The sequence below is a fragment of the Bacillus sp. SRL543 genome, assembly GCF_984799205.1.
Genome location: NZ_OZ481794.1, coordinates 3,457,383 through 3,480,159, shown reverse-complemented (window position 1 = coordinate 3,480,159; position 22,777 = coordinate 3,457,383). Strand labels below are relative to the sequence as shown.

At 45.8% G+C, this 22,777-nt stretch carries 23 protein-coding genes and 1 other annotated feature; of the genes, 21 read left to right on the top strand and 2 right to left on the bottom strand.

The window, feature by feature from the left end; all coding sequences use genetic code 11:
- Window positions 1-19 precede the first annotated feature (19 nt).
- A complete protein-coding gene (locus AC4E8B_RS17860) occupies window positions 20-940 on the bottom strand; it encodes a Na/Pi symporter (RefSeq protein WP_490214666.1) in 921 nt (306 codons plus the stop codon).
- Between the two features lie 243 nt (window positions 941-1,183).
- On the opposite strand from AC4E8B_RS17860, the gene rpsU reads away from it, so the two are divergent.
- The 19 genes from rpsU to AC4E8B_RS17765 all read left to right on the top strand — a co-directional run bounded on the left by rpsU (window position 1,184) and on the right by AC4E8B_RS17765 (window position 18,645).
- Complete coding sequence (gene rpsU / locus AC4E8B_RS17855) at window positions 1,184-1,357, top strand: 30S ribosomal protein S21 (protein ID WP_009791389.1); 174 nt, start codon at window positions 1,184-1,186, stop codon at window positions 1,355-1,357.
- 17 nt (window positions 1,358-1,374) lie between these two features.
- Complete coding sequence (locus tag AC4E8B_RS17850) at window positions 1,375-1,818, top strand: GatB/YqeY domain-containing protein (protein WP_009791390.1); 444 nt, start codon at window positions 1,375-1,377, stop codon at window positions 1,816-1,818.
- Window positions 1,819-2,037: 219 nt separating this feature from the next.
- Entirely contained in the window at window positions 2,038-3,378 is a 1,341-nt protein-coding gene (locus AC4E8B_RS17845) for an NfeD family protein (protein ID WP_490214665.1), read from the top strand.
- A gap of 51 nt (window positions 3,379-3,429) precedes the next feature.
- Entirely contained in the window at window positions 3,430-4,428 is a 999-nt protein-coding gene (gene floA, locus AC4E8B_RS17840; protein WP_490214664.1) for a flotillin-like protein FloA, read from the top strand.
- A gap of 36 nt (window positions 4,429-4,464) precedes the next feature.
- Window positions 4,465-4,920: a YqfB family membrane protein gene (locus tag AC4E8B_RS17835; RefSeq protein ID WP_490214663.1), complete on the top strand. Its 456-nt coding sequence runs from the start codon at window positions 4,465-4,467 to the stop codon at window positions 4,918-4,920.
- 84 nt (window positions 4,921-5,004) lie between these two features.
- On the top strand, window positions 5,005-5,289 hold the full coding sequence (yqfC, locus tag AC4E8B_RS17830; protein WP_490214662.1) for a sporulation protein YqfC: 285 nt from the start codon (window positions 5,005-5,007) through the stop codon (window positions 5,287-5,289).
- Window positions 5,290-5,356: 67 nt separating this feature from the next.
- On the top strand, window positions 5,357-6,550 hold the full coding sequence (gene yqfD, locus AC4E8B_RS17825; RefSeq protein WP_490214661.1) for a sporulation protein YqfD: 1,194 nt from the start codon (window positions 5,357-5,359) through the stop codon (window positions 6,548-6,550).
- The gene (locus tag AC4E8B_RS17820; protein ID WP_490214660.1) at window positions 6,547-7,509 is read left to right on the top strand and encodes a PhoH family protein; all 963 of its coding nucleotides are present in this window, start codon (window positions 6,547-6,549) and stop codon (window positions 7,507-7,509) included. The genes yqfD and AC4E8B_RS17820 overlap by 4 nt, the downstream gene beginning before the upstream one ends.
- Window positions 7,510-7,693: 184 nt before the next feature.
- Window positions 7,694-9,874, top strand: coding sequence for an HD family phosphohydrolase (locus AC4E8B_RS17815; RefSeq protein WP_490214659.1), 2,181 nt, complete (start codon window positions 7,694-7,696; stop codon window positions 9,872-9,874).
- Complete coding sequence (ybeY, locus tag AC4E8B_RS17810; RefSeq protein WP_490214658.1) at window positions 9,871-10,341, top strand: rRNA maturation RNase YbeY; 471 nt, start codon at window positions 9,871-9,873, stop codon at window positions 10,339-10,341. The genes AC4E8B_RS17815 and ybeY overlap by 4 nt, the downstream gene beginning before the upstream one ends.
- Window positions 10,319-10,714: a diacylglycerol kinase family protein gene (locus tag AC4E8B_RS17805; protein WP_490214657.1), complete on the top strand. Its 396-nt coding sequence runs from the start codon at window positions 10,319-10,321 to the stop codon at window positions 10,712-10,714. The genes ybeY and AC4E8B_RS17805 overlap by 23 nt, the downstream gene beginning before the upstream one ends.
- A gap of 276 nt (window positions 10,715-10,990) precedes the next feature.
- Entirely contained in the window at window positions 10,991-11,389 is a 399-nt protein-coding gene (locus AC4E8B_RS17800; RefSeq protein WP_490214656.1) for a cytidine deaminase, read from the top strand.
- Window positions 11,382-12,311 (top strand): GTPase Era, encoded by a 930-nt coding sequence (gene era, locus AC4E8B_RS17795; protein ID WP_490214655.1) that lies wholly within the window; start codon window positions 11,382-11,384, stop codon window positions 12,309-12,311. The genes AC4E8B_RS17800 and era overlap by 8 nt, the downstream gene beginning before the upstream one ends.
- 156 nt (window positions 12,312-12,467) lie before the next feature.
- Window positions 12,468-12,611, top strand: a complete 144-nt coding sequence (locus AC4E8B_RS17790) for a YqzL family protein (protein ID WP_490214654.1) — start codon at window positions 12,468-12,470, stop codon at window positions 12,609-12,611.
- Between the two features lie 29 nt (window positions 12,612-12,640).
- Window positions 12,641-13,402: a DNA repair protein RecO gene (gene recO, locus AC4E8B_RS17785; RefSeq protein ID WP_490214653.1), complete on the top strand. Its 762-nt coding sequence runs from the start codon at window positions 12,641-12,643 to the stop codon at window positions 13,400-13,402.
- 355 nt (window positions 13,403-13,757) lie between these two features.
- Window positions 13,758-13,942, top strand: a binding site (T-box leader).
- A gap of 81 nt (window positions 13,943-14,023) precedes the next feature.
- Window positions 14,024-14,920: a glycine--tRNA ligase subunit alpha gene (glyQ, locus tag AC4E8B_RS17780; RefSeq protein WP_490214652.1), complete on the top strand. Its 897-nt coding sequence runs from the start codon at window positions 14,024-14,026 to the stop codon at window positions 14,918-14,920.
- Window positions 14,907-16,979 (top strand): glycine--tRNA ligase subunit beta, encoded by a 2,073-nt coding sequence (gene glyS / locus AC4E8B_RS17775; RefSeq protein ID WP_490214651.1) that lies wholly within the window; start codon window positions 14,907-14,909, stop codon window positions 16,977-16,979. Before glyQ ends, glyS begins: the two co-directional genes overlap by 14 nt.
- Window positions 16,980-17,167: 188 nt before the next feature.
- Window positions 17,168-17,800, top strand: a complete 633-nt coding sequence (ccpN, locus tag AC4E8B_RS17770) for a transcriptional regulator CcpN (RefSeq protein WP_490214650.1) — start codon at window positions 17,168-17,170, stop codon at window positions 17,798-17,800.
- A 26-nt stretch (window positions 17,801-17,826) separates the two neighbouring features.
- Window positions 17,827-18,645 carry a pyruvate, water dikinase regulatory protein gene (locus tag AC4E8B_RS17765; RefSeq protein WP_490214649.1) on the top strand — a complete coding sequence of 273 codons (819 nt, stop codon included), beginning with the start codon at window positions 17,827-17,829 and terminating at the stop codon, window positions 18,643-18,645.
- A gap of 177 nt (window positions 18,646-18,822) precedes the next feature.
- Here the strand turns inward: AC4E8B_RS17765 and AC4E8B_RS17760 are convergent, their stop codons facing one another.
- The gene (locus tag AC4E8B_RS17760; RefSeq protein WP_490214648.1) at window positions 18,823-19,929 is read right to left on the bottom strand and encodes an IS4 family transposase; all 1,107 of its coding nucleotides are present in this window, start codon (window positions 19,927-19,929) and stop codon (window positions 18,823-18,825) included.
- Between the two features lie 481 nt (window positions 19,930-20,410).
- On the opposite strand from AC4E8B_RS17760, the gene AC4E8B_RS17755 reads away from it, so the two are divergent.
- Window positions 20,411-20,878 carry a YaiI/YqxD family protein gene (locus AC4E8B_RS17755; protein ID WP_224951682.1) on the top strand — a complete coding sequence of 156 codons (468 nt, stop codon included), beginning with the start codon at window positions 20,411-20,413 and terminating at the stop codon, window positions 20,876-20,878.
- 45 nt (window positions 20,879-20,923) lie between these two features.
- The gene (dnaG, locus tag AC4E8B_RS17750) at window positions 20,924-22,735 is read left to right on the top strand and encodes a DNA primase (protein ID WP_490214647.1); all 1,812 of its coding nucleotides are present in this window, start codon (window positions 20,924-20,926) and stop codon (window positions 22,733-22,735) included.
- Window positions 22,736-22,777: the final 42 nt, after the last annotated feature.

The following is a 22,777-nucleotide window of genomic DNA, read 5'->3' as shown; positions in this document are numbered from 1 at the left end:
GCTGGTGCCTGTCTTTTTTTTATCTATCATGGACTTTCATGATGAACTTTCCAAAGTGTTCAGCAAAAGGAAGGACCATTAAGGAGGTAAGCACATTGAATAACACACTCACATGCGCCAGCTGGACATCCGGCTCGGCAGCTGCCCATTCACCGAAAGAGGAAAGATAGCCTATAAAAGGGAGGAAAAGGGCTGCTCCCGCTATATTCAGCCAGATATGTGCAAAGGCGGTGAGGCGCGCCTCCTTCCCTGCGCCAATGGATGCAAGATAGGCAGTAAGGCAGGTCCCGATATTGGCCCCGAGCATAAAGGCTATGCCAGCATCCAGTTCCATGATCCCGCCGTTCAGAAACCCCATGATGATCCCGACAGCGGCAGTGCTGGATTGGATGATGGCGGTCAGCACCATGCCTGCTGCGGCCCCTGCCAGATGGCTGGTGTCCATGAGCTCGAGAATTTCCGTTAGAAATGGTACATCTTTCATCGGCGATGCAAGATATTCAAAGCCTTTCATTGAGGAAAGCACAATGGATATGCCAAGGACACCCATGCCGATATGCTTCAGCCCCTTTCTGCCAAATAAGAACAGGGCCGCTCCGATCACTGCAAGGGGGATGATGAAAGATTCAATATTAAAGGTAATGAATTCTGTTGTAAAAGTAGTTCCGATATTTGTCCCCAATATGATGCCGATTGATTGCGGGAAAGTCAGGATCCGGGCGGAAATCAGCCCGATCGTCAGCACCATGACAGCAGAGCTGCTTTGCAGGACAGCGGTGATCAGGATGCCTGCAAGCATCCCCTGCCAGGGAAAATGGGTGTAACCAGCGATCCTCCGCTTAAAAGTGTCGCCTGACAGCCCGTATAATCCGGATCTTAACAGAGTCATTCCGTATATGAAAAAAATAATCAAAAATAAAAACAGGCAAATCAGCAGCATGCTTTCTCACTCCTTCATTTAATCTCTATGATGGAGCGAGACTGGACATGCCTGGCGTAAAAGGTTTAATTTTTCAGCTTCTATGGTAAATTATTTGGAAGGACAGTGCCTTCAGAAAAAAAACTGCACCTGCCCGTGATGAATTACAGTTGACCTTGTATCACTGATATATTATAATTGCAAGGTACATGGAAATCTATGTTTCTGATGTAAGTGTGTTGTGCTCGGAGGGAGGGAAAGAGAATGTCTAAAACAGTCGTTAAAAAGAACGAATCGCTTGAAGATGCTCTTCGTCGCTTCAAACGTTCTGTATCTAAAACAGGTACTTTACAAGAGGCGAGAAAGCGCGAATTCTACGAAAAACCTAGTGTAAAGCGCAAGAAGAAGTCCGAAGCTGCTAGAAAACGTAAGTTCTAAGAGAGGGTGTATCAACTATGAGTCTTCTCGAGCGTTTAAATGATGATATGAAACAAGCGATGAAAAACAAAGAAAAAGATAAACTCACTGTCATTCGGATGATTAAAGCATCTCTGCAGAATGAAGCCATCAAGCTTGGCGGAGAGCTTAACGAAGAGCAGGAGTTAACTGTCCTTTCTCGCGAAGTGAAACAACGCAAGGACTCCCTCCATGAATTTGAAAAAGCAGGTCGTGAAGACCTTGTTGAAAAATTGCGGAACGAATTGATATTCGTCGAGCTATATATGCCCAAGCAGCTGTCTGAGGATGAAGTATCAAAGATTGTCCAGGAGACAATTGAAGAAACTGGAGCGTCAGGAAAAGCAGATATGGGAAAAGTGATGTCAGCCATTATGCCTAAAGTAAAAGGCAAAGCGGACGGCTCACTTGTAAATAAACTTGTACAACAACACCTTTCATGAAAAAGTATGCCAAAAGACCGCAAGCATTCTGCCTGCGGTCTTTTTATTTTAGGGCATACTCCAATAATTTTCAGGGTACGTATGGAAGGTGGGCCGCTGATAAAAACTACTACATAGGAAAATAAAGCTAAGAACAGAATATGTGCTAAAGATGAATCTTTTTTCTTTCTGAAACGTAAGTAAAAGAAGATTGACTTTTGTTTGTGAAAGGAGGAGGATATGGTGGCTCTCAGAAGGGCAGTCACTCTGCTGGCATTTTTCGGTATCATGTTAATCATGCTGTTCCCGGAAAACGGGAATGCTGATAACGAAGTGGTATATGTTGTCCCAATTGAAGAAACAGTGGAAAAAGGCCTCTTTGCATTTTTGAACAGGGCTGTCAGCACGGCTGAAGAGAATGGGGCATCGGCCATTATTTTTGAAATGAATACACCTGGGGGCGCAGTGGATGCAGCCGGGAAAATTGGCAAACTGCTTGCGGAAACAGAATTGAAGACCGTGTCATTTGTGAATAACCAGGCCCTGTCGGCCGGCGCCTATATCTCTTTGAATATGGATGAAATATATATGGTGCCGGGAGCTGTCATGGGTTCTGCTGCTATCATCGACCAATCAGGCAACACTGCAGGAAAGAAAGCGGAGTCCTATTGGCTTAGTGCGATGAGAAGCGCAGCTGCCCAGTCTGACAGAGATCCGGAGATTGCGCTGGCGATGGCAGATGAGTCGGTTGATCTGCCGGAATATGGCGCCCCAAAAGGGAAGCTTCTCACTTTGACATCAGAGCAGGCAGAGCAGGCAGGGTACTCTGAAGGTACGGTTTCATCTCTTGATGAGCTGCTGGAAAAGCTTGGCTACTCTGGGGCAGAGGTCCGGAGCCTGGATGAAAGCTTTGCAGAGAAAATAGCCCGTTTCATCACCCACCCTGTTGTTGTGCCGATTCTCTTGTCCGTCGGCAGCCTTGGCCTTGTGCTAGAGCTTTACTCACCGGGATTCGGCATCCCGGGATCTATGGGGCTTGCTGCCCTCCTGCTGTTTTTCTACGGCCATATGGTCGCAGGCCTGGCAGGATATGAATCCATCGTTTTGTTTCTGGTCGGCCTGGGGCTGATCATCCTGGAGTTTTTCCTCCCAGGGGGAATTGCCGGGGCAATTGGCCTTGTTTCGGTTATGGGGAGCTTGTTTCTTGCAACTGATAATGTTGTCCATACAGCCGTCTCTATAATAATTGCCATCGGCATTTCCATTTTGGCATCCATCTTAATGATAAAGGTGTTTGGTAAAAAGATGAAATTTTTCAGGAAAATTATTTTGAGCGATTCGACAAGCACTGAGAAAGGTTATATCTCAAACAGGACGCGTGCAGAGCTTCTTGGCCTTGAAGGCTATACTCTAACCGCCCTGAGGCCGTCCGGGACGGCTGTGTTCGAAGATGAAAGAATCGATGTTGTCAGCGAAGGCGGTTTCATCCAGAAAGGGGCCAGGATCAGGGTCGTAAAAGCAGAAGGCTCCCGGATTGTTGTGAGGGAATTGCTCAATATGGATAAAAAAGCTGATCAATGAATGGATCCCCCCGAAAAACGGGGAGACAAATAGATATTAAGGAGGAACAAAATGTTAGGAGAAGGAACTGTATTTATATTAATAGCCGTAGTTCTGGCAGTCATCCTGCTGGCTGTGCTGTTTACTTTCGTGCCAGTGGCACTGTGGATTTCCGCCCTGGCGGCAGGCGTCAGAGTCAGCATTTTCACTTTGATTGGAATGAGGCTCCGCCGGGTCATCCCTAATAGGGTCATCAATCCTTTGATCAAAGCCCATAAAGCGGGTCTGGAAGTTACGACAAATCAGCTTGAGAGCCATTATCTTGCTGGAGGAAATGTGGATAGGGTTGTCAATGCACTGATTGCTGCACACCGTGCCAATATTGAATTGAGCTTTGAAAGAACCGCTGCTATCGACCTTGCGGGACGGGACGTTCTGGAAGCCGTACAGATGAGCGTCAATCCTAAAGTGATTGAGACCCCGTTCATTGCCGGTGTAGCAATGGATGGGATAGAAGTCAAAGCTAAAGCGCGGATTACGGTCCGGGCAAACATTGAGCGCCTTGTAGGGGGAGCCGGGGAAGAAACCATCGTTGCCCGTGTTGGCGAAGGGATCGTTTCAACCATCGGTTCTTCCAATAATCATAAAAAAGTACTTGAAAATCCTGATATGATATCGCAGACAGTCCTGTCCAAAGGCCTCGATGCAGGTACGGCATTCGAGATTCTATCCATAGATATTGCGGATGTTGATATCGGCAAGAACATCGGTGCCGAGCTTCAGACTGAGCAGGCTGAAGCAGACAAAAAGATTGCCCAGGCGAAGGCCGAGGAAAGACGTGCAATGGCAGTAGCCCAGGAGCAGGAAATGAAAGCAAGGGTAGAAGAGATGAGGGCAAAAGTTGTCGAAGCCGAAGCCCAAGTCCCTCTTGCCATGTCAGAGGCGCTGCGTTCAGGGAATCTTGGAGTAATGGATTACATGAACATCCAGAATATTTCCGCGGATACTGATATGAGGGGTTCAATCGGAAGAACGACAGATCCAGGCCAGGATGGGAAAAATAAGAACTAACCAGCCGGCTTGTGCAAGGAAAGGAGGGGATTCTCCTTGGAATTCATTCTGGAAAACCCATTTATTCTTGTTGTATTGATCGGTATTATCTCGTCGCTTTTCAGCAAGGCGAAACGCGGCGGGACTGCAGGTCCAGTGCAGAATACAGGGAATACAGAGCCGGACCGGGTCCCATATGCGGATGCTGAACTAGAGCCGGAGGTACAGGTTAAAAAAGCAGGCCGGCAAGCGCTGGATAGCATGGAGGCTTATTATCAGGAGAAAAAGGAACTGGCAGATGAGCGTGCAAGGAGGCTTTCTGAAAGGCAGGATCTGCTCGAGAGAAGGATTCAGAATTCACGCAGCGCTGCTGATAAACCTGTAAAGAGCATGCCTGCTGAACCGGCAGGCCGTATTGGGGTGAGCCGTGAGAAGCTTGCAGATGCTGTTGTCTGGGCCGAAATCCTCGGGCCGCCCCGTTCAAAGAACCCGCGCAGGGCACACCGGCGCTGAACCGGCCAGGATATAACGAATAAAAAGAGTGCTAGAACCTTCTTCCATCTCATACATATGAGATGAAAGGGGGTTCTTTTTTTTATGGCTAAAAAGTGGGGACATTTAATTCGCAGCTGGATGACCAACCAAATGGAGCTTCCTCAAGATGTCATGATGGATTTACCCCGGATAACCATGATTGGGCAAATTCATATATATATTGAGAACCACCGCGGACTGATTGCTTTTAGTGATAAAGAGCTCAGGCTCCTGCTCAAGCAAGGGCAGCTGCTCATCAAAGGAAGCACCTTTGTCATTAAGACAATTCTCCCTGAAGAAATACTGCTGGAAGGCAAAATCGACCAGGTGCAGTATATAGACGAATAAAGGCCGGCCGGCGGACGATCCGCTGACCGCGTGGCTGGCTGAAAAAGAGAATCCGGAGGGAAGGAAAATGAAGAATCAATGGATTGCTTTTTATTCTGGAATAATCACTGTAAAGGCTGCAGGCTCCGGCATTGAACGGCTGATCAACTCACTGACCAGGAACGGCATCATGGTTTGGCAGGTTAAAAGGCACGGAGAGGAAGCTGTTACCTTCAAAATAAAACTGACGGACGTAAAGAAGCTCCGTGCTGCAGTAAGGAAGAGCGGATGCAGGGTTGAATTCCTGCAGCGCGCCGGCTTGCCCTTTCTGCTGAAAAGAAGCCTTAAAAACAGCGGGTTTCTTTTTGGAGCCGCCTCTTTTCTGATCATTCTTGTACTTTTGTCCAATATGGTGTGGGGAATCGAAGTCAAAGGGGCAGACCCTGCCACTGAATATAAAATCCGCAAGCAGCTGGATGAAATGGGCATACGAAAAGGGAAACTCCAGTTTTTTGTAAAAAATGTAGAAGGAATCCAGCGTGAGCTATCCAACGAAGTGGATGAAATCACCTGGGTAGGTGTGGAGCTCAAGGGGACAACCTACCACTTCCAGGTGGTGGAGAAAAATGAGCCGGATAAACCGGAGCTTTTAAGCCCGAGACATCTGGTTGCCAAAAAGAAGGCTGTTATTTTGGACATGTTTGTAGAAGAAGGAAAGCCAGTGGTCAGCATAAATGACCATGTCATCCCTGGCCAATTATTGGTTTCAGGCATCATTGGTCAGGACGGCCAAACACAGACTGTCCCGGCAAAGGGGGAAATCTGGGGGGAGACATGGTATAAATCAGAGGTGAAGCTCCCGCTGAAAAGCACTCTCCAGGTGTTCAGCGGGAATGAAAAAAGAAAGTACTATGCTGACATTGGGAGTTTCTCCATTCCTGTCTGGGGGTTTGGCAAACCGGAATTCAGTGAATATGAGATAGAAGAGAACCGAAAGGATATTAAATTCCTGAAATGGACTCTCCCTCTTGGCTTTACAAGCAGGACTATGCGGGAAAGCGAAACCGTTACAAGGATTTACTCCAATGAGGAAGCCTTTGAAGTGGCAAAAGATTTGGCGAGAAAAGATATAAAAAACAGCTTGAGTGAGGATGCTAAGATCAAGGGAGAAAAAATTTTGCACCAATCCGTCGAGAATGGTAAAGTATTTATAGCAATACATTTCCAAATTATTGAGAATATTGCAGAAGGACAATCCATTATCCAAGGAGACACAGAATGACAGAAGACTTAAAAACCATGAATGTTCATCTGGAAGATCCTAATGAAGCAATAGCACTGATCGGGAATTCGGATGCCAACCTGAAAATAATTGAACAAGAGCTTAATGTGTCTGTCGTTACAAGGGGAGAAACGATTTTCGTATCCGGCGAGGCAGATGCGGTGGAGCTTGCCGGGCAGATCCTGGACAAACTCATTTATGTGATCCGCAAAGGAATCAATATCAGCGGCAGGGATGTTATGTACAGCATCCAGATGGCCAAAAAAGGCACACTCGAATATTTCAGCGACCTGTATGAAGAAGAAATAACGAAGAATGCAAAAGGCAAGTCCATTAGGGTGAAAACGCTTGGGCAGCGCCAATATATAAATGCGATTAAAACAAATGACCTAGTGTTTGGAATTGGCCCTGCAGGTACAGGCAAGACCTATCTGGCTGTTGTGATGGCCGTCAATGCACTTAAAAACGGAAATGTAAAGAGAATCATCCTTACAAGGCCCGCCGTTGAAGCAGGGGAAAGCCTTGGCTTCCTCCCCGGAGATCTGAAAGAAAAGGTCGATCCGTATCTGCGGCCGCTGTACGATGCCCTGCATGACATCCTAGGCGCCGAGCACACTCAAAGGCTGATCGAAAGGGGGACCATTGAAATTGCCCCTCTTGCCTATATGAGGGGCCGTACGCTTGATGATGCATTCGTCATTCTTGATGAAGCGCAGAATACGACACAGGCACAAATGAAAATGTTCCTGACCAGGCTGGGCTTCAGCTCCAAGATGGTCATCACCGGGGACCGCACCCAGGTCGACCTTCCAAAGGGCGTCCGTTCCGGGCTGATTGCTTCGGAGGAGATCCTGTCAGCTGTAAAAGGGATTTCATTTTCTTATCTGGAGCAAAGCGATGTGGTGCGGCATCCGCTTGTAGCACGGATCATTTCAGCTTACGAAAAAACAGACCATTGATAAAAACCGTCCTGAATGGGCGGTTTTTATTCCGTTTAAGTGACAGGCGAACCTTCTGTTTTGGCAAGTTGATTCGATTAGAGGGTGAAACTTGGCGGGAAAACTGTTATCATTTTACATAATCATAGTTCAAATTAAATGTGAGCTTATCCGGCCGGCTTATGCCCGGATAGGAGGGGGAAGCATGGAAAAATTACAGCGCCAGTTGGCAAAGGTCAGAAACCTGTTGGATATGACATTCTTTAGAGCCGTCTTATTTCTTCTGCTCGGCATCGTACTATATGCTGCCATGTACAGCAATGTAAAGCCTGAAAAGCTCGACATAAGCTTGTTTTCCGTGGCTGAACAGACAATCCGCTCACCGATTACGATAGAAGACAAGGCGAACACCGAGAAGGAAAAGAAGGCGGCTGCCGACCAGGTGACCGATGTATACATAGTTAAAAAGGAAATCAATCAGAATCGTGTCGATCTCGTTACTTCCATCTTTGATTCAGCAGCAGAAGTAAACGAAGAGATAAAAGAGGATGCGGCACAAAGCGGGAATGAACAGGGTGAGGGAGACCAGGAAACTGCCTATGTCCCGCCTTCCTCTTCGGAAAAGCTGAAAATGCTCAAGGAAAAGCTGACAGATAATGTGACAAAGGAAGTATCGGATGCAGTCCTGTCACCGCTTTTGCAGGCTTCCAGGGATGATCTCACGATTGCAAGGGATCTTACTGTAACTGCGATCAACAATGTGATGGGCAGCAAGATCCCTGCTGATGAAGTGGAAAACAGCAAGAAAAGGGTGGAGGAAGAGCTGAAGTATACCAGCTTGAGCCCGAATCTGAGAAGCTCGGCTATTGAGCTTGGCAGATACGCGGTCATCCAGAACGAATTCTATGACCCGGCTGCAACTGAAGAGCTCAGGCAGCAGGCTGTAGAGAATGTAGAGCCGGTCAAAATCCTCCAAGGCCAGATCATTGCCGAAGAGCGCCAGCTGATAAACCGGGAAATATACAGGCAGCTGGAGCTAACGGGGCTTCTGGACAACCAGAAAAGCATTCAGCCATTTTTAGGGCTGGGCCTTATTGTCTGCATCATATTGGCTGCACTTTATTATTACTTTTATGAGCTTAATGTCCAGAAGGAGCTTAAGCAGAATTTCCTCCTGCTGTTCAGCCTGATTTTCATCCTTTCTCTTTTGCTGATGAAATGCGTAAGCCTGCTGCAGCTGCTTCAGTATCCAGAGATTGGTTTCATATTCCCTGCCGCCATGGCAGCCATGCTGATCAGGATACTGATCAATGAAAGGCTTGCCATTCTGATCACAATTGTCCTGGCCATCTGCGGAAGCGTTATGTTCAATGAAGGCACTGCCGGGACATTGAATATTAATATGGGCATCTATATCATTTGCTCCGGCTTTGCGGGCATATTATTCTTAAACAAGCAAAACAACAGGTCCAAGATCCTTCAGGCCGGACTATTTGCAGCGGGTGTGAACCTTGTTGTGATCATCTCCCTCATGCTGCTCAGGAACACTCATTTTGAGGCAGTTGAATACAGCTTCCATTTAGTGACTGCATTGATTTCAGGAGTGGCTTCATCGGTGCTGGCCATCGGCCTGCTTCCATTCTTTGAGGGAAGCTTTGGCATCCTTTCAGCCATGCGGCTGATTGAACTGTCAAATCCAAATCATCCGCTCCTCCGCAAAATCCTGACTGAGGCGCCAGGTACTTACCACCATAGTGTAATGGTGGCCAATCTGGCTGAGTCTGCATGTGAAGCAATCGGGGCAAATGGCCTTCTTGCCAGGGTAGGCTGCTATTACCATGATATCGGAAAGACAAAGAGGCCCCATTTTTTCATTGAGAATCAAATGAATATCGAAAACCCGCATGACAGGCTGCCGCCGCAGACGAGCAAGAACATTATTATTGCGCATGCTGTCGACGGCGCTGAAATGCTCAGGAAGCACAAAATGCCAAGAGAAATCGTCGATATTGCCGAACAGCATCATGGCACCTCTTTGCTGAAATATTTTTACCATAAGGCCAAGCAAAATGGGATGGATGTAAACGAAGACGATTACCGGTATCCGGGGCCGAAAGCACAGTCAAAGGAAATCGCGGTCATCGGAATTGCCGACAGTGTCGAAGCGGCAGTCAGGTCCATGGCCAATCCGACACCTGAACAAATAGAAAGGCTTGTCAGAAATATCATTTCAGACAGGCTCCAGGATGAACAGCTGAATGAATGTGATTTGACACTGAAGGAATTGGAAATCGTTGCACATGCATTTTGTGAAACTCTTAAGGGAATCTTCCATTCCAGAATAGAATATCCAGAATCCACGAAACAGAAGGTGAAGCAAGCATGAGTTTAAATATTGATTTTATGGATGAGACGAATGAAGTAAAAAGCAGCCATATTGAGCAGGTTGAAAAGCTGCTGAATTTTGCGGCACAAAAGGAAAATATCGAAGCGGGTTCGGAATTGTCCGTGACCTTCGTGACGAATGACCGGATTCAGGAAATAAACAGGGAGTACCGTGATAAAGACAAGCCTACCGATGTTATTTCCTTTGCCATGGAAGAGCTTGGGGAAGGAGAAACCGAAATTGCCGGGGAAGGTATTCCGAGGGTGCTCGGGGATATCATCATATCAATCCAAAGGACAGAAGAACAGGCCGGTGAGTATGGACACTCTTTTGAACGCGAGCTGGGCTTCCTGGCTGTCCATGGATTCCTCCATCTCCTTGGATATGATCATGAAACAGATGAAGAAGAAAGAGAAATGTTCGGCAGACAGAAGGACATCCTTGATGAGTACGGGCTTACACGATAAGAAGCCTGGTGCCGGCAAAGGCTTGTGGCCTGTGTTTGCAGTTGCTTTTGCCGGAATCGGCAATGCATTGAGGCAGGAAAGGAATATGCGGATACACGCCTTTTCATCTGCTGCAGTCATTGCAGCAGGCGCCGGCTTTTCCCTGAGCCAGGCCGAGTGGATGTTCATCATACTTGCCATCGGCGGGATGTTTGCGCTTGAACTGATCAACACAAGTATCGAAAGGGCTGTGGACCTGTCCACGGAAGAATGGCACCCGCTGGCAAAGCAGGCCAAGGATGCTGCAGCAGGAGCTGTCCTGGTGTTTGCCATTGCGTCCGCAGCCATCGGCGCCATCATATTCATTCCGAAAATATGGGCACTTTTTCAATAGAGAGCGGCTGCAGGGATGCCGTTCTTTTTTTGTTCGCCTGCCATTTATACATACCAGTATAATGGGCAAGATTAGCGGGCCCATATTTCATTGCTTTCTTGAAAACGCTGTCTGATTTGGTTAAAATGACAGAGCATACAATCAAAAAAGAAACAAACGTTTTTGGAAAATTCAAATTATTTATTACGAATTTGCTACAATCGATGAAAATCTTGCAAAAATAAGGTAAAATATAAGAAGGAGAATATTCATCTCCTTCGAAAGGAAGAATGACTGATGAAAACGGAAGTGTTGATTGAAGAAGCAAAAAAGGCTAGGGACAAAGCATATGTGCCATATTCCAATTTCCCGGTGGGAGCAGCCCTCCTGACTGAAGAAGGCAAAGTTTATCATGGCTGCAATATTGAGAACGCGGCATACAGCATGTGCAATTGTGCTGAGCGCACCGCCCTTTTCAAAGCATATTCCGAAGGAGAAAAAAAATTTACAGCAATGGCAGTCATAGCTGATACAGAGCGTCCGGTTCCCCCATGCGGAGCCTGCCGCCAGGTTATTTCAGAATTATGCCCAAATACGATGAAAGTGGTTTTGTCGAATTTAAAAGGGGATATAAATGAATTAACAGTAGAAGAGCTGCTGCCTGGAGCTTTTTCACCGGAGGACCTTAATGAATAAAGAATGGAATAGCAATCGCGAACAAACTCATAAATCCGGATTTATATCCATTATCGGACGGCCTAATGTTGGTAAATCAACATTCTTGAACAGAGTCATTGGCCAGAAAATCGCCATCATGAGCGATAAGCCCCAAACCACAAGGAATAAGGTTCAGGGTGTGCTTACAACCGATGATGCTCAGTTTATATTCATTGATACACCAGGGATCCACAAGCCAAAGCATAAGCTGGGCGACTTTATGATGAAGGTAGCGCAGAATACGCTGAAAGAAGTGGACCTCATCCTGTTTATGGTGAATGCTGAAGAAGGCTTCGGCCGCGGCGAGGAGTTCATCATCGAGAAATTTCAAAATGTGAAGACTCCCATCTTCCTTGTCATAAATAAAATTGATCAGATTCACCCTGATAAGCTTTTCTCCATCATTGGATCGTATAAAGAGAAATACGGCTTTAAGGAAATCATCCCGATATCAGCGCTGGAAGGGAACAACGTGGACACACTGCTGGAGCAGATCAAGCAGTATATCCCGGAAGGCCCGCAATTCTATCCGGCGGACCAGGTGACAGACCATCCTGAAAGGTTCATTGTATCCGAGCTGATCAGGGAAAAGGCCCTGCACTTGACCAGGGAGGAAATTCCGCATTCTCTTGCTGTAGTGATTGACAAGATGGAGCGGCGCGAAGACAAGGATGTTATTAATGTTATGGCTACTGTCATAGTAGAACGCGACTCCCAAAAAGGGATCGTCATTGGTAAACAGGGCATAATGCTCAAGGAAATCGGCAAGCGGGCAAGGACAGATATAGAAAATCTGCTGGGCTCAAAGGTTTATCTGGAACTTTGGGTAAAGGTGCAGAAGGATTGGCGCAACAAAATGAGCCAGCTGCGTGATTTCGGATTCAGGGAGGATGACTATTAAGGGTCAATTCAGCCATAACTAACCTATTTCACCTCAACTGGAATTATGCAGATTTTTTATTAACAATTATTACGTCTTATGATTTTTTAATGACAGGCTATGATAAAGGTAAGGAATTAATAATTGCTAGTTAAAAATTGAAAGGTGGGGTTTCCAATGTTGGATTTTACCTGGAAGGTCTTTAAACAGACAGGTAATATTGACACATATCTTCTTTTTAAGGAGCTTGAAAAAGAAACTCAGGATGTGCCCGGAAGCAGTGAACATGAACTAGCAGAAGTTGACTTTCCCATCTCATAGGTTTGTCTCTTGCAGGGATGGTGGCATAAATGTTTGAAAAATGCGAAGGCATCGTATTGAGAACAGTGAATTATGGTGAAACCAATAAAATAGTTACCCTATATACCCGGGAATGGGGAAAGGTTGGCGTGATGGCCCGCGGTGCAAAAAAGCCTAACAGCAGGCTTTCGGCTGTCACCCAGCCTTTTACTTATGGCTACTTCCTTGTTCAGAGAAGCAGCGGGCTGGGGCTTATGCAGCAGGGTGAAATGGTCTCATCCATGCGCTCAATCAGGGAGGATATCTTCCTGACGGCATATGCCAGCTATATTGTGGATCTGACTGATAAAACAGTTGAAGAGAAAAGGCCGAATCCCTTTCATTTTGAACTGCTCCACCAGACATTGAGTTACATTAATGAAGGCTATGACCCTGAGATCATGGTAAATATTTACGAAATGAAAATGCTCAATTCCCTTGGACTTTATCCAGTCCTGGATAAATGCTCCATCTGCGGAAGTACTGATGGGCATTTTTCTTTTTCCATCAGGGAGGGCGGTCTGATTTGCCACCGCTGCCTTGAAAAGGACCCATATCACTATAAGATTTCGCCGGCAGCTTTAAAACTCCTGCGTCTTTTTTATTATTTTGATCTGTCGAGGCTTGGAAATATTTCAGTTAAGCCGGAAACTAAAGCTGAGCTGAAAAAAATCATCTCAGCCTACTATAATGAATATTCCGGTCTCAGCCTGAAAACGAGAAAATTCCTTGACCAGATGGACAAGATGGGCGGTTTCTTTGAAAAAGGGTAATGCCTGAAGTATTCCGGCTCGTCTTATGTCGCCGATACTCAGGCCCCTTCCGCATTTCGATTTGTCCAGCTGCAGGCGTTAGCCCCTCGAGTCTTAAGCCAAGCAGATCAGAAGGTTAAAGAACAACCTTCCGCTCTGCTTGTCTTAAGCTTGTCGGGGCTGAGCAAACGCCTTCCGCATTTCGATTTGTCCAGCTGCAGGGGCCATCGGCTCGAGTCATAAGCCAATCCGGCCAGGAGGTTAAAGAACAACCTCCCGTCCGGCTCGTCTTATGCTTGTCGCCGATACCCAGGCCCCTTCCGCATTTCGATATTGACTTTTAAGTTTTTTTGTTTTATGATTCTCAATAATTAATAGTTCTGCTTTGACGGAAAGAAGTAGTCCAAATGGTCTGTAGAAGCGAGTCCGGGATGGTGTGAGCCGGATTACGGGTTTTGGGTGAAAGGCGTTCCTGAGCGGATTGCGTGCTTTTGGCACATAAGGTGGCTGCCTTGGATGGCAGCAAATAGGGTGGAACCGCGGGTAACTCTCGTCCCTATGCTTCTTGGAGCATAGGGACGGGAGTTTTTTGTATTTTGTCCCGGTGCTCTGATAACACAAATACCTATTGGAGGTGCCAGGATGAATATTCAAAATATGATTCTGACTTTGCAGAAGCACTGGTCAGAGCAGGGCTGTATCCTTATGCAGGCCTATGATGTCGAAAAAGGGGCAGGGACGATGAGCCCGTATACGTTTTTGCGTGCGATCGGGCCTGAGCCTTGGAATGTGGCCTATGTAGAGCCTTCACGCCGCCCTGCGGATGGAAGGTATGGCGAAAATCCAAACCGCCTTTATCAGCATCATCAGTTCCAGGTGATCATGAAGCCGTCACCTGACAATATCCAGGAGCTTTATCTCGACTCCCTTCGTGCCCTTGGGATCAATCCTTTGGAGCATGATATCCGGTTTGTCGAAGATAACTGGGAGAATCCTTCCCTTGGATGTGCCGGATTGGGCTGGGAGGTCTGGCTTGATGGTATGGAAATCACCCAATTCACTTATTTCCAGCAGGTCGGCGGCATTGAATGCAAGCCTGTTTCTGTGGAAATCACTTACGGAATCGAGCGCCTTGCTTCGTATATCCAGGATAAAGAGAATGTTTTTGATCTGGAGTGGACCGACGGGTTTACTGTAAGGGACATCTTCCTTCAGCCTGAATATGAGCATTCCAAGTACACATTTGAGACCTCTGATCCGGATATGCTTTTTAACTTGTTTAATATTTATGAAAAAGAAGCCCATAGGCAAATGGAAGAAGGCCTTGTCCATCCGGCATATGATTATGTATTGAAATGCTCCCATGTTTTCAACCTGCTCGATGCAAGGGGAGCCATTTCTGTAACAGAAAGGACCGGTTATATCGGACGCTGCCGGAACCTTGCGAGGAAGGTCGCTAAAACATTCTATGAAGAACGGGAAAAATTAGGCTTCCCGATTTTACAGCGGAAGGGAGAGATTGAAAATGGCGAAGCGTGATCTATTGCTTGAAATCGGCCTTGAGGAAATGCCGGCAAGATTTGTGACAGACTCTATGAACCAGCTTGCTTCCAAAGTGGAAAAGTGGCTGGAAGAAAAGAAGGTGCCGCATGGCGGAATCAGCGCCTTTTCAACTCCCCGCCGCCTTGCTGTCCTTGTAAAGGATGTAAGTGAAACACAGGAGGATATCCATGAAGAGGCGAAAGGGCCTGCCAGGAAAATCGCCCAGAATGATGCTGGAGAGTGGTCAAAAGCCGCGATCGGCTTCTCCCGCGGCCAGGGGTTGGGCGTGGATGATATCTATTTCAAAGAAATAAACGGCATTGAGTACGCACATGTAAATAAGTTCATCAAAGGAGCCCAGACTGCTTCTATCCTGCCGGAGCTGAAGGATATCACGGAAAGCCTTACTTTCCCTAAAAATATGCGCTGGGCAGACAGAGATATGAGGTATGTAAGGCCAATCAAGTGGATTGCAGCTCTTTTCGGCCAAGACGTAATCCCGTTTGAAATTGCCGGTGTGCCTGCATCCAACTGGACTCTCGGGCATCGTTTTCTTGGAGAGAAAGTGGAGATCACTGAGCCTGCAGAATACGAAAAAAGCATGCTTGGCCAGTTCGTCCTTGTCGATGCGGAGGAAAGAAAAAATGGGATCCGCAGCCAGATTGAACGCTTGGCAGAGGAAAATAGCTGGGTGATTCCAGTAGATGAGGAACTGCTCGAGGAAGTAACAAACCTTGTGGAGTACCCAACGGCCCTTTTTGGAAAATTTGAGGAAGAATTTCTTGAAATTCCTGAGGAAGTGCTGATCACTTCAATGAAAGAACATCAGCGCTATTTCCCTGTAAAGTCTGCAGAAGGAAAGCTGCTGCCTTTCTTTGTGACTGTCCGCAATGGAGATCACAATCACCTGGAAAAAGTGGCGAAGGGGAATGAAAAAGTTCTTCGCGCCAGGCTGGCGGATGCTGCATTCTTTTATAAAGAAGACCAGAAGATGGATATTGAGTCAGCGCTTCAGAAGCTTGGCAGCATCGTTTACCATGAAGATATCGGCACGCTTGCTGAGAAAGTTGAACGAGTTAGAAAGCTTGCCAATGGGCTTGCAGAATCGCTTTCTCTGAACCACGAAGAAAAGAAAACGGTTGACCGTGCCGCTGAAATCAGCAAGTTTGATCTCGTATCGCAGATGGTATACGAGTTCCCTGAATTGCAGGGCTTCATGGGTGAAAAATATGCTGCCCAAAAAGGTGAGGATGCCGCTGTAGCTAAAGCAATCAATGAGCATTATATGCCCCGGAATGCAGAGGATTCTGCACCTGAAAGCAATGAAGGTGCAGTCCTGGCTGTGGCAGAAAAGATGGATACGATTGCTTCCTTTTTTGCGATCGGGATGATCCCAAGCGGTTCACAGGACCCTTACGCTTTAAGAAGGCAGGCAGCAGGAATCGTCCAGATCCTCTCTGTTAAGGGATGGAAGCTGGAGCTTGAAGAAGTGATCAGGAAGTCGCTTGCGTTTGTCAAAGAGTCAGGCATCGGCAAGAAAGAGGAAGAACAGGTATTTGAAGAACTGCTGTCTTTCTTTAAACTCCGCATCAAGCATACTCTGCAGGAGCGCAGCATCCGCTACGATATTATTGATGCCGTTTTATCAGGAAAAATCGGTGCAATGGCTTCTTTGATCAAGAGAGCGGAAGTATTGGAAGCACACAAAGGTGAGGAAGGCTTCAAAGAGAGCATGGAGGCTTTGAGCCGTGTTCTCAATATTGCTTCTAAAGCAGAACAGCCTGCAGCAGTTGATCAGGGACTTTTTGAAAATAAGGAAGAAACTGAGCTGTACAGCCGTTTCCTTGAAGTTTCCGCGGAAATCGGCAAGGGTGTTAAAGAGGAAGATTATTATAGGCTGCTGGTCTCTATGAGACCTGAGATCGGTGCCTACTTCGAAAATACAATGGTCATGGCTGATAATACTGCTTTGAAGGAAAACCGTTTGAGCATGATGGCTGAAATCGCATCGCTGATACAGGCATTTGCCAAGGTGAACGAAATAGTGGTCAAGTAATAACTAATTTTTGCTTTTTTGCTTTTTAAAAGATAAGATTATGCAGAGAGCCTGTCTATAATTCCGACAGGCTCTTTGAAATTTTTTCCTGCATGCCAGGATAAATGTTAAATCATTCTTTTCATTTATAGCAAATAGTATATAATAATTTTATAAAAGTATGACATTATTAGAGTGCAAGCAAGGTGGTGAGGACAATAGAGCTTAACAAAAGGCAAGAGCTAATATTGGATATCGTGAAAGAAAATGGCCCGATAACTGGTGAGCATATTGCAGACAGGCTGAATTTGACAAGGGCAACCTTAAGGCCTGATTTGGCCATATTAACCATGGCGGGCTATCTGGATGCAAGGCCGAGGGTCGGTTATTTTTATACAGGCAAGACAGGAGCCCAGCTTTTGACTGAAAGTCTGCAGAAGCTGCTGGTGAAGGATTATCAATCCATCCCGGTTGTCGTGAATGAAAATGTATCTGTCTATGATGCGATCGTCACTATGTTCCTTGAGGATGTCGGCACATTATTCGTAGTTGATCAGTCTTCCCTGCTGGTCGGGGTGCTGTCCAGGAAGGACCTGCTGAGGGCAAGCATCGGGAATCAGGAGCTAACGGCCCTTCCGGTGAATATTATCATGACAAGGATGCCGAATATTACCACCTGCAAAAAAGATGATTTATTGATTGATATAGCAAATAAATTAATCGAAAAGCAGATAGACGCATTGCCGGTCGTGAAAGAAACCGATAAGGGCTTTGAAGTGACCGGCAGAATAACAAAGACCAATCTGACAAGGGCATTTCTGGCTCTTGCAGAACAAAGGTGATATTTAGAAGAGGAGATGGATGAGCAATGGGTACAGTGCCAATCATCTATGTCGTTTCCGATTCGGTGGGGGAAACGGCAGAATTAGTGACGAAAGCGGCCATCAGCCAGTTTAATGGCAGCGATCTGACAATAAAAAGATTTCCTTATGTAGAGGATAAATTCAATATTGATGAAGTATTATCGCTCGCGAAGATGGACCAGGGAATGATTGCTTTTACATTGGTAAAGCCGGAAATCCGCAGTTATATGGCAGAAGCAGCGGCCCGGGAGAATATCTATGCGATTGATATCATCGGGCCATTGATGGACAGAATCCAATCGATCTGCGGCGAAACACCGCTGTATGAGCCAGGGCTTGTCAGGAAGCTGGATGACGACTATTTTAAAAAAGTGGAAGCGATTGAGTTTGCGGTACAGTATGATGACGGCCGGGATCCGCGCGGCATCCTGAAGGCTGATATTGTCCTAGTCGGCGTTTCAAGGACATCCAAGACGCCTTTATCGCAATACTTGGCGCATAAGCGGCTGAAGGTAGCGAATGTTCCGCTTGTCCCGGAAGTGGATCCGCCGGAGGAACTGTTCCAGGTATCGCCTTCCAAGTGCTTCGGCTTGAAGATCAGCCCTGAAAAACTGAATAATATCAGGCGGGAAAGACTCATTTCACTAGGTTTGAGTGACAGTGCCAGCTACGCCAATCTTGAACGGATCAAAAGTGAAATAGGCTATTTCGACCAGATTGTCACCAGGATCGGCTGTCCTGTCATCGATGTCACGAATAAGGCAGTGGAAGAAACAGCAAATGTCATTTTTAATCTTTACCGGAGAAATATTTCCGCAAACTAGCACATACTCTTGAGAATATGTGCTTTTTCTAATTTTAGGGCAATCTATCCACTAGTCTTGCAAATAAGAGGTTAAAAATGGAAATTTGTTCAAACTAGCTTTAATTAGCTTGTTTTTTCGAAAATGAGGGCATGCCAAAAAAGACATGACGGTCGCATTTTTTAAAAATTTTCCTTCTTAGTTTCCGTGGATGATTTGCACAGTCTTCAATTTTTTAGGATGTTTCCTTCGTCTACCTGGCTTTCCTTTTTTCCTTCTTCCTTTTGATGGTTTGGTAGGTTTTCGATCCAGAGCCTGGATAAACCGGTCCCAGCTATCATGCCAATAGAACCGAAGAAGCTTAAGCACCCGCCATGTTGACCGCTTAGTACCTGTCTCGATTTTAATCAGTTCGCTTATGCCATATGCAATCATTGCGAGCCATAATTGATTCCAAACAGCTGCGGGCTTATGGTTGTAAAGCTTGACGAGTTTAAGGTGCTGTTTCACCCACTTGAAAAAAAGCTCGATTTTCCAACGCATCCTGTAAATTTCAGCCACTTGTTCGGCGGAAAGATCTCTTCGTGTGGTCAGGATTCGAAACTTATTGTCCTTTTCATCCCGGAATTCCACCAGCCTGAGAGGGAATTTCCGGTCATTCTTGATATCGTGGATTTCAACCTCCGCATCCTTAACAATTCGGCTGTTGGAAGGAACCGAATGCTCCGTGAGGAGTTTGGTCCTTGAATTTCCTTTAATACGAACGACAAAATTGATTTTCCTCTCAATCCAATTATGGAAATGGCTGTAGTTGATATACCCGCGATCCATTACGTAAGTGGCATCCTTATCAACTACTAAATCAATGGATACTTCCTTATCTGCAACGCCTGTTGTGGAAAGTATTGCATCTTCCGGATAATAAGTTTTTTCATCCAGAACGGCCAATTTCAAGTGGATTTTAACGCCATTTTTGGATTTTGAGGAATACGCCCATTCGCCTGCCTTTTCCGGTAAAGAGATTTCAGTCGAGTCAATTACCGAAAGCCTCCCGGCTTCCATGGTGCTTACCTTTTGTGTGTAATGGCCATCAATCCGGGAGAATAATTTCATGGCTGTATCCTGCAGAAGCCAGGTTGGAAGTTTTTCAAGTTTCCGGTACAGAGTGGAGGAGTGGATTCCCTCAAGTTCTGTCAGTTCCTGCAGTTTATCCTTAGCCTTAAGGTTTTCCTCCAAATCCCAAAGGGAACCCCTTTGGTGAAGGAAAGCTTCTACGAATAAAAGGATGGCTTTACCCGATAACAATTTCTTGGCTCCGTGGTCAAGGTAAGGGTCTCGGAAATTTTCAAGTTTTAATAGGCACAAACACTTTTCAACGACAGTAGAATTGGGTAAATGATCAATGAGCATTTTACCATCTCCTAATTGTTGAAGTGTATTAAGGTGTTGCGACCGCCTTATTTGTCTTACTTCTTCAATTAGGAGATTTTTTATTATCTAAACCTTTAATGCTCTGGAAATATATACCATTCATTTGCAAGACTAGTGCAATCTATCCGGTTGAATAGAAAAATTAGAGCTGACAGTAAAAAATAATGGCAAAACTGACTTTTATGCACTATAATAAAAAATTGTGATAAAAATATTCATCATTAGGTTTAGACTTACCACATAACGAATAAACTATTTATTGTGAGAAGTCAAGGCAGGCATCGGAAAAAAATTCGACATGAATCTCTTATGAAAAGTTGCTCTATTAAAGAAGGAATATGCGGAGTGATGTAGAATTACTAGTACATTAGGGAAAAGAAGCATCCTGGTTGACGCTGATTCTTGTCCTGTTAAGATGGAAATTGTCGAAATTGCCAAAGGCTTCGAAATCGAACCAGTATTCGTTGCTTCTTACGCACATATGGTAAATGACTTTGGCGGGGCTGTCTGGAAGTTTGTTGATTCAAGCAAGGAAGCGGCAGACCTGTTCATCATGAATCATGTGAAAAAGGGGGACGTTGCGGTCACACAGGATATCGGCCTTGCCTCAACCCTGCTGCCTAAAGGGGTTTATGTTCTTTCTCCCAGGGGAACCTTATACGAAGAAGAGCATATCCATACCGCTCTTGATATGAGGTATCTCAGCGCCAAAGCACGGCGCCGGGGGCAATACGGAAAAGGCCCTAAGCCTTTCACCCAGGAAGACCGGAGCAGGTTTGTGAAGCAATTGACAAAGATTTTGTCGAATCTTGCAGGAAAATAGCTTTTTTATCACGAATACCTCATAAGTAAAAATGGAGTTGTTCTCATGGCAGAGCGAATTTCCGAAGCGAAACTGGATGAAATCCGGCAGGCTACAGATATTGCCGATGTAATCGGCGATCATGTTCAGCTCAAGAAGCAGGGGCGGAATTATTTTGGCTTATGTCCATTCCATGGAGAAAACTCGCCATCTTTTTCTGTTTCCCCGGAAAAGCAGATTTACCATTGCTTCGGATGCGGCGCCGGAGGCAATGTATTTTCGTTCCTGATGGAGCATGAAGGCTATTCTTTCCAGGAAGCAGCTGTCAAACTTGCAGAAAGAGCCGGGATACAGCTCGATATCGAAGCCGCATCTGCAAAACAAAGCTCGCTGCCTGAAAATCTTCAACAGATGATTGAAGCGCATGAGCTTCTTCGGAAATTTTACCATCATTTGTTAATGAATACAAAGGATGGACAGCACGCACTGGAGTATTTGCTTGACAGAGGCTTTACCAAAGAGTCGATTGAGAAGTTCCAGATCGGATATTCCCTGGATTCATGGGATTTCGTCTGCAAATTCCTTGCAAAAAGGAAATTCAATCCTGAATTTATGGAAAGAGCTGGGCTTATCATCAAAAGGGACAGAGATGGCAGTCACTTTGACCGCTTTCGCGATCGGATCATGTTTCCGATCTTTGACCGCAAAGGAAACACGATTGCTTTTTCCGGAAGATCGCTCGGGGCCGGGAATGAGCCCAAATATCTGAACAGTCCGGAGACAGCAATCTTTAATAAAAGTAAAATTTTATATAATTTCCACCTGGCAAGACCGGCAATCCGCAAGACACACCAGGCGGTCCTTTTTGAAGGATTCGCAGATGTCATTGCTGCCGACCGTTCCTCTGTCGAGAACGGGGTTGCCACAATGGGGACTGCACTGACGCCTGAACATGTTGCAATGCTCAGGAGAAATACAGAGTCTGTCACCATTTGCTATGATTCCGATAATGCCGGGATAGAGGCGGCCTTCAAAGCCGCTAATATGCTGTCTGAGGCGGGCAGCGGCATCAAGATTGCAATGCTTCCTGATGGCATGGACCCGGATGATTACATCAAGCAGTACGGAGCTGAAAAATTCCGCAGTGATGTAATCGAATCCAGCATTACCCACATGGCGTTCAAGTTTCTCTATTATAGAAGAGGCAAAAAACTCCAGGCTGAAGGAGATCGCCTTCTATATATAGAGGAAGTACTTAAGGAAATCAGCCTTCTTGATAAGGCTGTAGAAAGAGATCATTACATGCGCCAGCTGGCAAATGAATTTTCTCTATCGCTGGAAGCGCTGAAGCAGGAGCAAAAGCAGATCTACTTTGCCGAGAAACGAAAAAACCAGGGCAGTTCTGCCCCAGCACAAAAGAAGCATATAATCGTTTCACGGCGCCAGGATTCGCTGAAGCCTGCTTTTCATACAGCTGAAAGAAGATTGATTGCCCATATGCTGAGAAACAGCGATACCGCTTATAAGGTTCAGGAGCTTCTCGGAGGCAGCACCTTTAACATTGATGATCATCAGGCTATCATTACTTATTTATTTGCTTTTTATGAGAAGGGGAACAGTCCCGATTCAAGCGCCTTCTTAAATTTCGTTGAAGATGCAAAGCTAAAGCGGATCATTGCGGATATCGAGATGATGTCGGTTAATGATGAGCTGACAGAGCAGGAGCTCAATGACTATATTAAGCAGGTGTTGAATTATCAAAAGATGTTAATGATAAAGGAAAAGCAGGCTGAAGGGAAGGAAGCTGAACGGCAGAATGACTTTGCCAGGGCGGCATCAATTGCAATGGAAATTATTCAACTGCGTAAATTGCTATAGATAAGCTTTTATACGATTGGTTTGTGATTTTTGGAAGGAGGG